This is a genomic window from Pseudomonas sp. Eth.TT006 (assembly GCF_054456575.1).
The window spans coordinates 96,945-111,061 of record NZ_JBTJEN010000015.1; the positions used below are offsets into that span (position 1 = coordinate 96,945).

At 60.8% G+C, this 14,117-nt stretch carries 13 protein-coding genes; 2 read left to right on the top strand and 11 right to left on the bottom strand.

The features are described from left to right. Nucleotides 1-19: 19 nt before the first annotated feature. The 10 genes from motD to flhA form a co-directional block, all read right to left on the bottom strand. Nucleotides 20-910 carry a flagellar motor protein MotD gene (gene motD / locus ACXR0M_RS21990; RefSeq protein WP_458833832.1) on the bottom strand — a complete coding sequence of 297 codons (891 nt, stop codon included), beginning with the start codon at nucleotides 908-910 and terminating at the stop codon, nucleotides 20-22. Nucleotides 911-925: 15 nt separating this feature from the next. Beyond that, nucleotides 926-1,666: a flagellar motor protein gene (locus ACXR0M_RS21995; RefSeq protein ID WP_458833833.1), complete on the bottom strand. Its 741-nt coding sequence runs from the start codon at nucleotides 1,664-1,666 to the stop codon at nucleotides 926-928. Continuing rightward, nucleotides 1,666-2,808: a protein-glutamate methylesterase/protein-glutamine glutaminase gene (locus tag ACXR0M_RS22000; RefSeq protein ID WP_458833834.1), complete on the bottom strand. Its 1,143-nt coding sequence runs from the start codon at nucleotides 2,806-2,808 to the stop codon at nucleotides 1,666-1,668. Before ACXR0M_RS22000 ends, ACXR0M_RS21995 begins: the two co-directional genes overlap by 1 nt. 50 nt (nucleotides 2,809-2,858) lie before the next feature. Beyond that, a complete protein-coding gene (locus ACXR0M_RS22005) occupies nucleotides 2,859-5,141 on the bottom strand; it encodes a chemotaxis protein CheA (protein ID WP_458833835.1) in 2,283 nt (760 codons plus the stop codon). A gap of 54 nt (nucleotides 5,142-5,195) precedes the next feature. Beyond that, entirely contained in the window at nucleotides 5,196-5,984 is a 789-nt protein-coding gene (locus tag ACXR0M_RS22010) for a protein phosphatase CheZ (RefSeq protein ID WP_458833836.1), read from the bottom strand. Between the two features lie 18 nt (nucleotides 5,985-6,002). Then, nucleotides 6,003-6,374 carry a chemotaxis response regulator CheY gene (locus tag ACXR0M_RS22015; protein ID WP_008006721.1) on the bottom strand — a complete coding sequence of 124 codons (372 nt, stop codon included), beginning with the start codon at nucleotides 6,372-6,374 and terminating at the stop codon, nucleotides 6,003-6,005. Between the two features lie 167 nt (nucleotides 6,375-6,541). Then, nucleotides 6,542-7,282, bottom strand: coding sequence for an RNA polymerase sigma factor FliA (fliA, locus tag ACXR0M_RS22020; protein ID WP_093439777.1), 741 nt, complete (start codon nucleotides 7,280-7,282; stop codon nucleotides 6,542-6,544). Further along, nucleotides 7,279-8,109: a flagellar synthesis regulator FleN gene (gene fleN, locus ACXR0M_RS22025; protein ID WP_003222917.1), complete on the bottom strand. Its 831-nt coding sequence runs from the start codon at nucleotides 8,107-8,109 to the stop codon at nucleotides 7,279-7,281. The genes fliA and fleN overlap by 4 nt, the downstream gene beginning before the upstream one ends. A 113-nt stretch (nucleotides 8,110-8,222) precedes the next feature. Next, a complete protein-coding gene (flhF, locus tag ACXR0M_RS22030; RefSeq protein WP_458833837.1) occupies nucleotides 8,223-9,581 on the bottom strand; it encodes a flagellar biosynthesis protein FlhF in 1,359 nt (452 codons plus the stop codon). Between the two features lie 11 nt (nucleotides 9,582-9,592). Beyond that, nucleotides 9,593-11,722: a flagellar biosynthesis protein FlhA gene (flhA, locus tag ACXR0M_RS22035; RefSeq protein ID WP_458833838.1), complete on the bottom strand. Its 2,130-nt coding sequence runs from the start codon at nucleotides 11,720-11,722 to the stop codon at nucleotides 9,593-9,595. Nucleotides 11,723-12,330: 608 nt separating this feature from the next. On the opposite strand from flhA, the gene ACXR0M_RS22040 reads away from it, so the two are divergent. Beyond that, entirely contained in the window at nucleotides 12,331-12,693 is a 363-nt protein-coding gene (locus ACXR0M_RS22040) for a DUF6124 family protein (RefSeq protein WP_458833839.1), read from the top strand. Nucleotides 12,694-12,835: 142 nt separating this feature from the next. On the opposite strand, the gene ACXR0M_RS22045 is transcribed toward ACXR0M_RS22040, so the two are convergent. Further along, nucleotides 12,836-13,078 carry a hypothetical protein gene (locus ACXR0M_RS22045; protein WP_458833840.1) on the bottom strand — a complete coding sequence of 81 codons (243 nt, stop codon included), beginning with the start codon at nucleotides 13,076-13,078 and terminating at the stop codon, nucleotides 12,836-12,838. Nucleotides 13,079-13,603: 525 nt separating this feature from the next. On the opposite strand from ACXR0M_RS22045, the gene ACXR0M_RS22050 reads away from it, so the two are divergent. Next, nucleotides 13,604-13,966: a DUF6124 family protein gene (locus ACXR0M_RS22050; protein WP_458833839.1), complete on the top strand. Its 363-nt coding sequence runs from the start codon at nucleotides 13,604-13,606 to the stop codon at nucleotides 13,964-13,966. Nucleotides 13,967-14,117: the final 151 nt, after the last annotated feature.

Consider the following 14,117-nt stretch of genomic DNA (forward strand, 5'->3'; position numbering starts at 1 on the left):
TGCTCGACCGAGACATGGTTCAGCGTATTAATGCGGGCGACGGAGAATTGACGGCACTCTCGCGTCCCGGCGTCTTGACCGCGGTCGGTGCAGTTTGTGTGCCAGCACGCTTCAATGCCGCGTCCGGTTGCGCATTGGCGGTGCCGGTACCGGTCAGACTGCGGCGGACATCGAGATTGCGCGACACCACCAGCACCACCCGCCGGTTCTTCGCCCGGCCTTCAGCGGTGGCGTTGTTGGCCACCGGCTGGAACTCGCCGTAGCCCACCGAGGCCAGTCGGCCCGGGTTGACGCCCTGCATCGCCAGCATGCGCACGATGCTCGCCGACCGCGCCGAAGACAGCTCCCAGTTGGTCGGGTACTGCGCGGTGCGGATCGGCTGATCGTCGGTAAAGCCTTCGACGTGGATCGGGTTGTCGAACGGTTTGAGGATCGCTGCGACCTTGTCGATGATGTTGAAGGCCATGTTGCTCGGCATGGCGTCGCCGCTGCCGAACAACAGGCTGGAATTGAGTTCGATCTCGACCCACAACTCGTTGCCACGCACGGTCATCTGATTGGACGCGATCAGGTCGCCGAACGCCGCACTGATGTCATCGGCGATGCTTTTCAGCGGATCGCTGGCACCGGCGATACCGGCATCGACCTGTTCGGCATCCTTGACCAGCGGCTTGGCCGGGGTCACGGTCTTCGGTCGCTCGTCACCGATCGGGATCGGTTTGAGCGAGCGGTCGGAGTCGGTGAAGACCCCGATGAGCGCTTCGGAAATGACCTTGTACTTGCCTTCGTTGATCGACGAAATCGAGTACATCACCACGAAGAACGCGAACAGCAGCGTGATGAAATCCGCGTAGGACACGAGCCAGCGCTCGTGGTTAACGTGTTCTTCCTGATGCCTGCGGCGAGCCATAGTCCATTACCCCCATCAATCCATGAAGCCCTGAAGCTTCAGCTCGATAGAGCGAGGGTTTTCACCTTCGGCGATCGACAAGATTCCTTCCAGCAACATTTCGCGATAACGCGACTGCCGCAACGCGATTGACTTGAGCTTGGCCGCCACCGGCAGCAACACCAGGTTGGCGCTGGCGACACCGTAGATGGTCGCAACGAACGCCACGGCGATACCACTGCCCAGTTGCGACGGATCAGCCAGATTGCCCATCACATGAATCAGGCCCATCACCGCCCCGATGATGCCGATGGTCGGCGCGTAGCCGCCCATGCTTTCGAAGACTTTGGCGGCCTCGATGTCGCGGGCTTCCTGGGTGTAGAAATCCACCTCGAGGATGCTGCGAATGGCTTCCGGCTCGGCGCCATCGACCAACAGTTGCAGGCCTTTGCGCGAGTAGTTGTCCGGTTCCGCATCGGCCACGCCTTCGAGGCCGAGCAGGCCTTCCTTGCGCGCGGTGAGGCTCCAGTTGACCACGCGGTCGATGCCGCCGGCGAGGTCGACCCGTGGCGGGAACAGGATCCAGGCAAGGATCTGCATGGCGCGCTTGAAGGCGCTCATCGGCGATTGCAGCAGCGCTGCGCCGATGGTGCCACCGAGCACGATCAGCGCGGCCGGGCCGTTGGCCAGTGCGCCGAGGTGACCGCCTTCCAGGAAGTTGCCGCCGATGATCGCGACGAACGCCAGGATGATCCCGATGAGGCTTAGAACATCCATCAGATACACGCCTCGACGATGTGCTTGCCGATGTCGTCCAGGCTGTAGATCGCGTCAGCCAGATCGGCTTTGACGATGGCCATCGGCATGCCGTAGATCACGCAACTGGCTTCGTCCTGCGCCCACACCGAGCTGCCGCCCTGCTTGAGCAGACGCGCGCCTTCGCGGCCGTCGGCGCCCATGCCGGTCAACACCACCGCCAGAACTTTGTCAGCGTAGGATTTGGCTGCGGAACCGAAGGTGATGTCCACGCACGGCTTGTAATTCAGACGCTCGTCGCCCGGCAGGATTTTCACCGCGCCACGGCCGTCGATCATCATCTGCTTGCCACCCGGGGCCAGCAGCGCCAGGCCCGGACGCAGGATGTCACCATCCTCGGCTTCCTTGACGCTGATGCGGCATAGCTTGTCGAGGCGTTCGGCGAACGCTTTGGTGAAGGCCGCCGGCATGTGCTGGATCAGCACGATCGGTGCCGGGAAGTTCGCCGGCAACTGCGTCAGCACCCGTTGCAGCGCCACCGGGCCGCCGGTCGAGGTACCGATCGCCACCAGTTTGTAGGCTTTGCGTTTTGGCGCAGCCGAAGAAGCGCTGGCGGCCGGTGCACGCGCAGGTGCCGCTGCAGGCGCCGGACGGGCCGGTGCGCTGCTGCCGTGGCTGCTGAAGCTGGATGCCGAAGGAGCCGGAGCTGGCGCAGGCGTCGGTGCAGCGGCCGGAGCCGGAGCACTGTAAGCGCTGAAACGACGATTACTGCGCGAGATGCTGTGAACCTTCTCGCACAGCAGTTGCTTGACCTTCTCGGGATTGCGCGAGATGTCTTCGAAATTCTTCGGCAGGAAATCCACCGCGCCGGCGTCCAGCGCATCCAGGGTTACCCGGGCGCCTTCGTGGGTCAGCGAGGAGAACATCAACACCGGGGTCGGGCAGCGCTGCATGATGTGCCGCACCGCCGTGATGCCATCCATCATCGGCATCTCGTAGTCCATGGTGATCACGTCCGGCTTCAGCGCCAGGGCCTGATCGATCGCCTCTTTACCGTTGGTTGCGGTGCCGACCACCTGGATGCTCGGATCCGCGGAAAGAATTTCCGAGACGCGGCGGCGGAAAAAACCCGAATCGTCCACCACCAGGACTTTGACTGCCATAAACACTCCATATAGGTGCAGCGGGACGTCAGCGCCCCGCCGCCCCGGATTCAAATACGCCGTGCGGCGTAACGCTTGAGCATGCTTGGAACATCAAGGATCAGAGCGATGCGGCCGTCACCGGTGATGGTGGCGCCGGACATGCCCGGAGTGCCCTGCAGCATTTTGCCCAATGGCTTGATGACCACTTCTTCCTGGCCGACCAGTTGATCGACGACGAAGCCGATCCGCTGAGTGCCTACCGAAAGAATCACCACGTGGCCCTCGCGCTGCTCTTCGTGAGCGGCGGAGCTGACCAGCCAGCGCTTGAGGTAGAACAAGGGCAGCGCCTTGTCCCGCACGATCACCACTTCCTGGCCGTCCACCACGTTGGTGGTCGACAGGTCGAGGTGGAAGATTTCGTTGACGTTGACCAGCGGGAAGGCGAACGCCTGATTGCCGAGCATCACCATCAGGGTCGGCATGATCGCCAGGGTCAGCGGCACCTTGATGACGATCTTCGAACCCTGGCCCTTGGTCGAGTAGATGTTGATCGAACCGTTGAGCTGGGAAATCTTGGTCTTCACCACGTCCATGCCGACACCGCGACCGGACACGTCGGAGATCTCGGTCTTGGTCGAGAAGCCCGGAGCAAAAATCAGGTTGTAGCACTCGGTATCGCTCAGGCGATCGGCCGCGTCCTTGTCCATCACCCCGCGTTTTACCGCGATGGCGCGCAGGACGTTCGGGTCCATGCCTTTGCCGTCATCGGAAATCGACAGCAGGATGTGGTCGCCTTCCTGCTCGGCGGCCAGCACCACTTTGCCGCCACGGGCCTTGCCCGAGGCTTCGCGTTCTTCCGGCGACTCGATGCCGTGGTCGACCGCGTTGCGCACCAAGTGGACCAGCGGGTCGGCCAGAGCCTCGACGAGGTTTTTGTCGAGGTCGGTTTCTTCACCCACCAGTTCCAGGTTGATCTCTTTCTTGAGCTGACGCGCGAGGTCGCGAACCAGACGCGGGAAGCGTCCGAAGACCTTCTTGATCGGCTGCATCCGGGTTTTCATCACCGCGGTCTGCAGGTCAGCCGTGACCACGTCGAGGTTCGACACGGCCTTGGACATGGCTTCGTCGCCGCTGTTGAGACCCAGGCGCACCAGACGGTTACGCACCAGCACCAGCTCGCCGACCATGTTCATGATTTCGTCGAGACGCGCGGTATCGACGCGCACGGTGGTCTCGGCTTCGCTGGCCGGTTTTTCCGGTGGCGGCGTAGCGGCGGCACGGGCCGGAGCCGGTGCAGCAGCGGCTGCCGGTTTCGGCGTTTCGGCTTTTGGCTCTGGTTTGGGCGCGGCTTTCGGCGCAGCGGCCGGAGCGGCTGCAGCCTTGGCGGCAGGCGCGGCCACGGTCGAAGCGCTGCCCGCAGCAGCGGTGCCGACTTCGGTGAATTTGCCCTTGCCGTGCAATTCGTCGAGCAGCGATTCGAATTCGTGATCGGTGATCAGGTCGCTGCCGGCAGCGGCGGCCGCTGGCGCGGCAGGTGCCGCCGGGGCCGAGGCGATGGCCGATTCCAGCGCTTCAACGGCAAAGTTGCCCTTGCCATGCAACTGATCGAGCAGCGCTTCGAATTCGTCGTCGGTGATGTCCGAGCTGTCGCCTGCAGCGGGTGCCGCTGGCTTGGCCGCAGGCGGTACAACCGCGTCAGCCGCGAACTGGCCTTTGCCGTGCAACTGATCGAGCAACGACTCGAATTCGGCGTCGGTGATTTCATCACTGGCCGCCGCATCGGCAGCTGGCGCAGGGGCAGCAGCGGCCGGGGCTTCAGCTTCGGCCTTGGCGGCGCTCAGCGAATCCAGCAGCTGTTCAAATTCGTTATCGGTGATGTCGCCCGAATCGGCAGGCTCGCTCTCGACGACCAGCTCTTCGATCATCTCGGCCACCGGCGATGCCGGAGCTTCGTCGGCCGATTGCGGCTCGGCCAGACGCGCCAGGGCGGCCAGCAGTTCCGGGGTCGCGGCGGTGATCGGTGCACGTTCACGGACTTCGCTGAACATGCTGTTCACCGCGTCCAGTGCTTCAAGCACCACGTCCATCAGTTCTGCATCTACGCGACGCTCACCCTTGCGCAGGATGTCGAACACGTTTTCGGCGATGTGACAGCACTCCACCAGCTCATTGAGCTGAAGGAAGCCGGCGCCCCCTTTTACAGTGTGGAAACCGCGAAAAATTGCGTTGAGCAGATCTGCGTCATCCGGGCGGCTTTCCAGCTCGACCAGTTGTTCGGACAGTTGCTCAAGAATCTCGCCGGCCTCAACCAGGAAATCCTGAAGGATCTCTTCATCGGCGCCGAAGCTCATTAATGGGGTGCTCCTACAGGTCTAAAAACCCAAAAAACCTAAAATTCCAAAACACTAGAACCCGAGGCTGGATAACAAATCGTCCACATCGTCCTGACCGGACACAACGTCTTCTCGTTTATCGGCATGAATCTGCGGACCTTCACCCTGCGAGAGATGTTTTTGTGGATCTTTTTCTGCAAGCATCGCTTCGCGGTCATGTTCGATGCCGGCAAAGCGGTCGACCTGACTGGCCATGAGCACGAGTTTGAGCAAATTGCTTTCGACTTCGGTGACCAGTTGGGTCACGCGCTTGATCACCTGACCGGTGAGGTCCTGGTAATCCTGGGCCAGCAGGATGTCATTGAGATTGCTCGACACCGCACGGTTGTCCGTGCTGCTGCGTGTCAGAAAACCGTCGACCCGGCGCGCCAGTTCACGGAACTCTTCCGCCCCGACCTCACGGCGCATGAAGCGGCCCCAATCGGCGCTCAAGGTCTGGGCTTCGTCAGCCAGGCCATTGACCACAGGGGTCGCGCTTTCCACCAGATCCATGGTGCGGTTGGCCGCGGCTTCGGTCAGTTTGACCACGTAGCCCAGGCGCTCGGTGGCGTCGGTGATTTGCGACACTTCCTCGGCCTGCGGCATGTGCGGGTCGATCTGGAAGTTGACGATCGCACTGTGCAGTTCACGTGTGAGCTTGCCCACTTCCTGGTACAGGCCGCGGTCACGGGTCTGGTTGAGCTCATGGATCAATTGCACCGCGTCGCCGAACCTGCCTTTTTCAAGGCTCTCGACCAGTTCGACCGCGTGTTTTTTCAGGGTCGATTCGAAATCGCCCAGTGAAGATTCGTTATGCTCCATAGCTCCCCCGCGCGTTCATCAGCCGATGCGTTCGAAAATCTTCTCGATTTTTTCTTTCAACGCCTGAGCCGTGAAAGGTTTGACCACATAGCCGTTTACACCGGCCTGGGCCGCTTCGATGATCTGCTCGCGCTTGGCTTCAGCGGTCACCATCAGCACCGGCAGGTGCTTGAGCTTTTCATCGGCACGCACGTGGCGCAGCAGGTCGATACCGGTCATGCCGGGCATGTTCCAGTCCGTTACCAGAAAGTCGATGCTGCCGCTGTTGAGCACCGGAATGGCAGTGATGCCATCGTCAGCCTCGACAGTGTTGGTGAACCCGAGATCACGCAACAGGTTCTTGATGATCCGCCGCATCGTTGAGAAGTCATCAACGATGAGGATTTTCATGTCTTTGTTCAATTCGACCTCCAAGCAGTCTTAAACGCGCCCAGCACCTGGACGCGCCATTTCAATCAATCCGGCGTAACACTCAAAGACTGTCTGGAGCACAACAGAGCAAGACCGGTGCCGTTCACCACCGCACCAGCCTCGTTCGCAGTGTCCCCACACTGCCTTCAGCGCGCTCGCCACTCCCCCAAACGCCCCCGCAAACGGGCCGCGCACTGGCTGTGTAACTGGCTGACCCGCGATTCACTGACGCCAAGGACTTCACCGATTTCCTTGAGGTTCAGCTCTTCGTCGTAGTACAGCGCCAACACCAGTCGCTCACGCTCCGGCAAATTGGCAATCGCGTCCGCCAGCGCCGCCTGGAAGCGTTCATCTTCCAGATCGCGCGACGGCTCCATATGAGCACTGGCGCCATCCTCGTGCAGCCCTTCATGTTCGCCGTCCTGCAACAGGTCGTCGAAACTGAACAGGCGACTGCCCAAGGTGTCATTCAAAATCCCGTAGTAATCGTCGAGACTCAATTGGAGTTCGGCCGCAACCTCGTGATCTTTAGCGTCACGGCCGGTTTTCGCTTCAATTGAGCGAATTGCATCGCTGACCATCCGGGTGTTGCGGTGAACCGAGCGTGGTGCCCAGTCGCCTTTGCGTACTTCGTCGAGCATCGCGCCGCGGATGCGAATGCCCGCGTACGTTTCGAAACTGGCGCCTTTGCTGGCGTCGTATTTGGTCGAGACTTCGAGCAGGCCGATCATCCCCGCCTGAATCAGATCTTCGACCTGCACACTCGCCGGCAAGCGCGCCAGCAAGTGATAGGCAATGCGTTTGACCAGTGGCGCGTAACGCTCGATCAACTCGTACTGCGCGTCACGTGCCGATTTCTTGTAGTAGTTCATACCGCTCGCAGTCATAACACTGGCCCTGCCGTTTGCTGCACGAGGCGTTCGACGAAAAACTCGAGGTGACCGCGCGGGTTGGCAGGCAGCGGCCAGGTATCGACCTTCTGCGCGATCGCCTTGAACGCCAGCGCGCACTTGGAACGCGGAAAGGCTTCGTAGACGGCGCGCTGCTTCTGCACGGCCTTGCGCACGCTTTCGTCGTACGGCACGGCACCCACATATTGTAAGGCGACGTCGAGGAAGCGATCCGTGACCTTGGTCAACTTGGCGAACAGGTTGCGCCCTTCCTGCGGACTCTGCGCCATGTTGGCGAGGACGCGGAAGCGGTTCATGCCGTAATCGCGGTTAAGCAGTTTGATCAGCGCGTAGGCGTCGGTGATCGACGTCGGCTCGTCGCAGACCACCAGCAACACTTCCTGCGCGGCACGGACGAAACTGACGACCGAGTCACCAATGCCCGCAGCGGTGTCGATCACCAGCACGTCGAGGTTGTCGCCGATGTCGCTGAAGGCCTGAATCAGACCGGCATGTTGTGCCGGGCTCAGGTGAACCATGCTCTGGGTGCCGGAAGCGGCCGGTACGATGCGGATCCCGCCGGGCCCCTGCAACAGCACGTCGCGCAGCTCGCAGCGACCTTCGATCACGTCAGCCAGCGTGCGTTTTGGCGTGAGCCCCAGCAGAACGTCAACGTTCGCCAGTCCCAGGTCGGCGTCCAGCAGCATGACCCGACGGCCAAGCTCTGCCAGCGCCAGAGACAAGTTCACTGACACGTTAGTCTTGCCGACGCCACCTTTGCCGCCGGTCACCGCGATCACCTGTACGGGATGCATGCTGCCCATGTTATTTCTTTACCTTGTCTTGCATAGACGGAGGCCACATTACTGGCTGCGCGTTCACAACCGGAACAATGCGTGGCAGGCCATCGATGTAGGTACAAAAACTGTTCATTACCTCAGCCAACCTGCTTGGTCGGGCTGTGGTAGATATCAGCGAACATGTCAGCCATGGCTTCTTCGCTGGGTTCTTCCTGCATTTGCACGCTGACGGCGCGGCTGACCAGTTGATGACGGCGCGGCAGATGCAGATCATCCGGAATCCGTGGGCCATCGGTCAGGTACGCGACCGGCAATTCATGACTGATTGCCAGGCTCAACACTTCGCCGAGACTGGCCGTTTCATCCAGTTTAGTCAGGATGCACCCGGCGAGCCCGCAACGCTTGTAACTGTGATAAGCGGCGGTTAGAACCTGTTTCTGGCTGGTGGTTGCCAGCACCAGATAATTTTTTGAACGGATGCCACGCCCGGCCAGACTTTCCAGCTGCATGCGCAGGGCCGGATCGCTGGCCTGCAGGCCGGCGGTGTCAATCAGCACCACGCGTTTGCGCAGCAGTGGGTCCAGCGCCTGAACCAGCGACTGGCCCGGGTCAACGTGAGTCACCGGGACATTGAGAATGCGGCCCAGGGTCTTGAGTTGTTCCTGCGCGCCGATGCGGAAGCTGTCCATGCTGACCAGCGCCACGTTCTGCGCGCCGTACTTGAGCACGTAGCGCGCGGCAAGCTTGGCCAGGGTGGTGGTCTTGCCCATGCCGGCCGGGCCGACCATGGCAATCACTCCACCCTCTTCCAGCGGCTCGACTTCCGGCACGGCAATCATCCGCGCCAGGTGCGCGAGCAGCATGCGCCAGGCCTGACGTGGTTCTTCGATATCGGTGATCATCGCCAGCAGGTCGCGCGACAGCGGCCCGGACAGACCAATGCGTTGCAGACGGCGGTAAAGATTGGCTTGCGCCGGACGGCTGCCCTGCATCTGGTTCCAGGCCAGGGTGCCGAGCTGCACTTCCATCAGCTCACGCAGACTGTTCAATTCAAAACGCATCGAGTCCAGTGCACGCGGATCGACACCGGCAGATGCCTGGGCAGGCGCCGGCGCCGGACGTGCCGGAGCAGCGTAAGTCGGCTCGCTCAACGGCTCGGCTGCGGTCAGCGGCAAACCGGCGGTCAGCGTCTGGCGGGCGTCGATCGGCAGCCCGGCGAACAACTGGCGATTGGTATTGCCATCGGCTTCGCCACGCAGGCTCAGCTCGGCCTGGGCGGTGACGATGCGCGACTGGGTCTTGCGCAGCTCGTCTTCGAGTTCCATGTTCGGAACCCGAGGCGCCAGCGCCGACAATTTGTAATCCAGTGCCGCCGTCAGCTCGACACCGCCGGCAATACGGCGGTTGCCAATGATCGCGGCATCAGCGCCCAGCTCATCACGAACCAGCTTCATGGCCTGACGCATATCGGCGGCAAAGAAACGCTTAACTTGCATAAACCACTACCTCAGCCGTTGGGCCCTACTGTCGCAACGATGGTCACTTGCTTGTTGTCCGGAACTTCCTGATACGCCAGCACGTGCAGTCCCGGGACTGCGAGGCGGCCAAAGCGCGAGAGCATCGCGCGTATCGGGCCTGCTACCAACAGGATCACCGGTTGACCTTGCATTTCCTGGCGCTGCGCCGCTTCGATGAGCGAACGCTGCAGCTTCTCGGCCATGCTTGGCTCCAGCAGAACACCCTCTTCCGAGCCTTGTCCTGCCTTCTGCAGACTATTGAGCAATATTTGTTCCAACCTTGGTTCCAAGGTGATCACAGGCAGCTCGGAGTCAGTGCCTACAATGCTTTGGACGATGGCGCGGGATACGCCGACGCGTACTGCGGCCACCAGCGCGGCGGTATCTTGACTCTTGGCGGCGTTGTTGGCGATGGCTTCGGCGATGCTGCGGATATCGCGCACCGGCACGTGTTCGGCCAGCAGCGCCTGCAGCACTTTGAGCAACTGCGACAGCGAAACCACCCCCGGCACCAGCTCTTCAGCCAGTTTCGGCGAGCTTTTGGCCAGCAATTGCATGAGTTGCTGCACTTCTTCGTGACCGATCAGCTCGCTGGAGTGCTTGTACAGAATCTGGTTCAAGTGCGTCGCGACCACGGTGCTGGCATCGACCACGGTGTAGCCGAGCGATTGCGCCTGAGCGCGCTGGCTGACTTCGATCCACACCGCCTCCAGGCCGAAAGCCGGATCTTTGGCGGTAATGCCGTTGAGCGAACCATAGACCTGCCCCGGGTTGATCGCCAGCTCGCGGTCCGGGTAGATCTCGGCTTCGGCCAGAATGACGCCCATCAGGGTCAGGCGATAGGCGCTTGGCGCAAGGTCGAGGTTGTCGCGGATGTGCACGGTGGGCATCAGGAAGCCCAGGTCTTGCGAGAGCTTTTTGCGTACGCCCTTGATCCGCGCCAGCAGTTGCCCACCCTGATTGCGATCCACCAGCGGGATCAGGCGATAGCCGACTTCCAGGCCGATCATGTCGATCGGCGTCACGTCATCCCAGCCCAGCTCCTTGGTTTCCATGGCGCGGGCCGGCGATGGCAGCAGCTCCTGCTGACGCTGAACCTCTTGCAGCGCCTGAACCTTGGCGACGTTCTGCTTCTTCCAGAACAGGTACGCGCCACCGGCCGCCAGGGCCGCCATGGTCAGGAACGAGAAGTGCGGCATGCCCGGCACCAGGCCCATGACCGCCATCAGGCCAGCGGCCACCGCCAGCGCTTTTGGCGAAGCGAACATCTGCCGGTTGATCTGCTTGCCCATGTCTTCCGAACCGGAAGCACGGGTCACCATGATCGCGGCAGCTGTCGATAACAACAGTGATGGCAATTGCGCCACCAAACCGTCACCGATGGTCAGCAAGGCGTAAACCTTGCCCGCGTCGGCGAAGGACATGTTGTGCTGGAAGATACCGACGGCCATGCCGCCGATGAGGTTGATGAACAGAATCAGCAGGCCGGCAATGGCGTCACCGCGGACGAACTTGCTGGCACCGTCCATCGAACCGTAGAACTCCGCCTCCTGGGCGACCTCCTGACGGCGGGCCTTGGCCTGGTTCTGGTCGATCAGACCGGCGTTGAGGTCGGCGTCGATCGCCATTTGTTTGCCGGGCATGGCATCGAGGGTGAAGCGCGCGCTCACCTCGGAAATCCGCCCGGCACCCTTGGTCACCACGACAAAGTTGATGATCATCAGGATCGCGAACACCACGATACCGACCACGTAGTTACCGCCGATCACCACTTCGCCGAAGGCCTGAATCACCTTACCGGCCGCGGCATGGCCGTCCTGACCGTGGAGCATCACCACCCGCGTCGACGCCACGTTCAACGCCAGCCGCAACAGGGTCGCCACCAGCAGAATGGTCGGGAACACCGCAAAATCCAGCGGCCGCAAGGCATACACGCAGACCAGCAGCACGACGATCGACAGGGCAATGTTGAAGGTGAAAAACACGTCCAGCAGGAACGGCGGCACTGGCAGCATCATCATCGCCAGCATGACCAACAGCAGGATTGGCACGCCCAGATTGCCCCGACTGAGGTCGGCAATGTTCGAGCGTGCGCTGTTGATTAACTGAGAGCGATCCACCGGTTTTCCCCGTTCCTTTAAAGCAAACTTTTGACGCCCGCAGCGGGCGCACGGCGGCTATTGCAAGAAGCCTTCCAACTTTTGCCTATGGCGGAAACAGAGGGGCTGGGCGTGATTTTTTCGCTGACTGGAATGGCCCCTTCGCGAGCAAGCCCGCTCCCACAGGGGATCTGTGTGATATGCCCATTCTGCATTCGCTGAAGATCGAATGTGGGAGCGGGCTTGCTCGCGAAGAGGCCATCAGCAACACCGCAGGAGATCAGAAATTGCAACGCCTCTTAAACGCAGATGTTTAAAAGACACCTCCAGACACGCCTTGCCGGCTACACATCCTTGCGGCTTTGCCTACAGCTACGCCAGAATCCGCCGGCTTGTGCGCCTTGGGGGCGGGTTCTATTGTGGTTCGGTCGCTGATTGTTCAGTGATCGGGTTTAGCAGCCCGGCAATTTTCAAGGTACGCGAGTCCTGCCATTACGTTATGGCGGCTTTGCGTGGGGCACTTCGGTGCGCCGGGATCCTTGAGCCTGGTCTGCTAACCCGCGTACTAGCCGTCACCTCTTTGTTTAGCAGCGAAGGTTGACGGCTCCATTTCTCAAGGAGCTTTACCAATGATAAAACCTACGCCAAACCCACCCGAAACCGACCCCGTCTCCCCCTACGAATCTCTCGACTCAAAAAAGCTCCACGAAGCCGCCGACCGCGCGCTCGACCATTACCTCTGCCCGCCCGGTTCCACGCCACCGCCGCGCCGAACCCGGCGGATGTACGCCGTGACCGCCGACTTCAAAAACGAAGAACTGCTGGCCAATGCCTGCGAAACACTCGCCTCGGCCAGAACCATCGCCAACGACTTCGCCCACCTCATCCCCGCGTCACAGCGCCGGTCCCTGCAGGGCATCGCGCAACTGATCATGCTGGGTGAGCTGGCGGTGAATCGGGTGCTGGATAATCTGGAACTGCCGCAGCAATAACCCCCCTGTAGGAGTTGCCGCAGGCTGCGATCTTTTGATCTTGTTTTTTGAAGAGCAAGATCAAAAGATCGCAGCCTTCGGCAGCTCCTACAAAGACAGGTGGAGATCTCCGAGGCTGCGATGGTCTGACCTTTCGGGAAAATTAATAGCGCAGGTTTGTGGCTTCGTCTCCGGCCGTTGTCAGCTTGTCGAATTCAACCGCGCCGCCGACTTTGATCTTCACGCTCCCAACCTGCGTCGATGGAATGCTGAACGTGTAATCCTTGGTAGACAGGAAGGCTCCCGCGGCCGCGCCAAAAGAGAAGCCTTGCCCTATTGGTTCTGGATCTGGAGCAATGGTGCCTTTACCGGTTTTCGGGTCATAGCTACTGAATATACCTTTCATTGTCAGGTTCCTTGATTTGCTCGAAGTAGCCGCGCGAAAAATGCGCGCGGTGTCACTCAGCCATCAAACCGCGAGTACTTTCTTCCCGCACCTGTAAAACCTGACAGGTAAGGCCTATTACCAGACGAATGGCCTACTTAAAAATTCCTTCAGTACAGACCCTGTTTTCATCCAGACCACCTCCCTACTTTTCACCTCTTAAACTTTGGCGTTTAAAAGACACCTCCAGACACGCCTTGCCGGCTACACCTCCTTGCGCCATTGCCTACAGCTACGCCAGAATCCGCCGGCTTGTGCGCCTTGGGGGCGGGTTCTATTGTGGTTCGGTCGCTGATTGTTCAGTGATCGGGTTTAGCAGCCCGGGTTTTCTCTAGACGCACAAAGTCCGTTGCCGTTATGGCGGCTTTGCGCGGGGCACTTCGGTGCGCCGGGTTCTAGAGTCCTGGTCTGCTAACCCGCGTACAGCCGCCACCTCCTTCGTTAGCAGCGAACAGTGCCGGCCTCACTACTCTAGAGGCTTTACCAATGATAAAACCTACGCCAAACCCACCCGAAACCGACCCCGTCTCCCCCTACGAATCCCTTGACTCAAAAAAGCTCCACGAAGCCGCCGACCGCGCGCTCGACCATTACCTCTGCCCGCCCGGTTCCACGCCACCGCCACGCCGAACCCGGCGGATGTACGCCGTGACCGCCGACTTCAAAAACGAGGAACTGCTGGCCAACGCCTGCGAAACACTCGCCTCGGCCAGAACCATCGCCAACGACTTCGCCCACCTCATACCCGCGTCACAGCGCCGGTCCCTGCAGGGCATCGCGCAACTGATCATGCTGGGTGAGCTGGCGGTGAATCGGGTGCTGGATAATCTGGAACTGCCGCAGCAATAACCCCCCTGTAGGAGCTGCCGCAGGCTGCGATCTTTTGATCTTGTTTTTTGAAGAGCAAGATCAAAAGATCGCAGCCTTCGGCAGCTCCTACAGGGAGTCCGATTTCAGGCAAACAAAAACGCCGCCCCGTGCAATCGGGGCGGCGTTGTTT

Excerpts from the sequence above, each read along its gene's own strand:
- motD (WP_458833832.1), bottom strand. The coding sequence starts at position 910 with ATGGCTCGCCGCAGGCATCAGGAAGAACACGTTAACCACGAGCGCTGG.
- ACXR0M_RS21995 (WP_458833833.1), bottom strand. The coding sequence starts at position 1,666 with ATGGATGTTCTAAGCCTCATCGGGATCATCCTGGCGTTCGTCGCGATC.
- ACXR0M_RS22000 (WP_458833834.1), bottom strand. The coding sequence starts at position 2,808 with ATGGCAGTCAAAGTCCTGGTGGTGGACGATTCGGGTTTTTTCCGCCGC.
- ACXR0M_RS22005 (WP_458833835.1), bottom strand. The coding sequence starts at position 5,141 with ATGAGCTTCGGCGCCGATGAAGAGATCCTTCAGGATTTCCTGGTTGAG.
- ACXR0M_RS22010 (WP_458833836.1), bottom strand. The coding sequence starts at position 5,984 with ATGGAGCATAACGAATCTTCACTGGGCGATTTCGAATCGACCCTGAAA.
- ACXR0M_RS22015 (WP_008006721.1), bottom strand. The coding sequence starts at position 6,374 with ATGAAAATCCTCATCGTTGATGACTTCTCAACGATGCGGCGGATCATC.
- fliA (WP_093439777.1), bottom strand. The coding sequence starts at position 7,282 with ATGACTGCGAGCGGTATGAACTACTACAAGAAATCGGCACGTGACGCG.
- fleN (WP_003222917.1), bottom strand. The coding sequence starts at position 8,109 with ATGGGCAGCATGCATCCCGTACAGGTGATCGCGGTGACCGGCGGCAAA.
- flhF (WP_458833837.1), bottom strand. The coding sequence starts at position 9,581 with ATGCAAGTTAAGCGTTTCTTTGCCGCCGATATGCGTCAGGCCATGAAG.
- ACXR0M_RS22040 (WP_458833839.1), top strand. The coding sequence starts at position 12,331 with ATGATAAAACCTACGCCAAACCCACCCGAAACCGACCCCGTCTCCCCC.
- ACXR0M_RS22045 (WP_458833840.1), bottom strand. The coding sequence starts at position 13,078 with ATGAAAGGTATATTCAGTAGCTATGACCCGAAAACCGGTAAAGGCACC.
- ACXR0M_RS22050 (WP_458833839.1), top strand. The coding sequence starts at position 13,604 with ATGATAAAACCTACGCCAAACCCACCCGAAACCGACCCCGTCTCCCCC.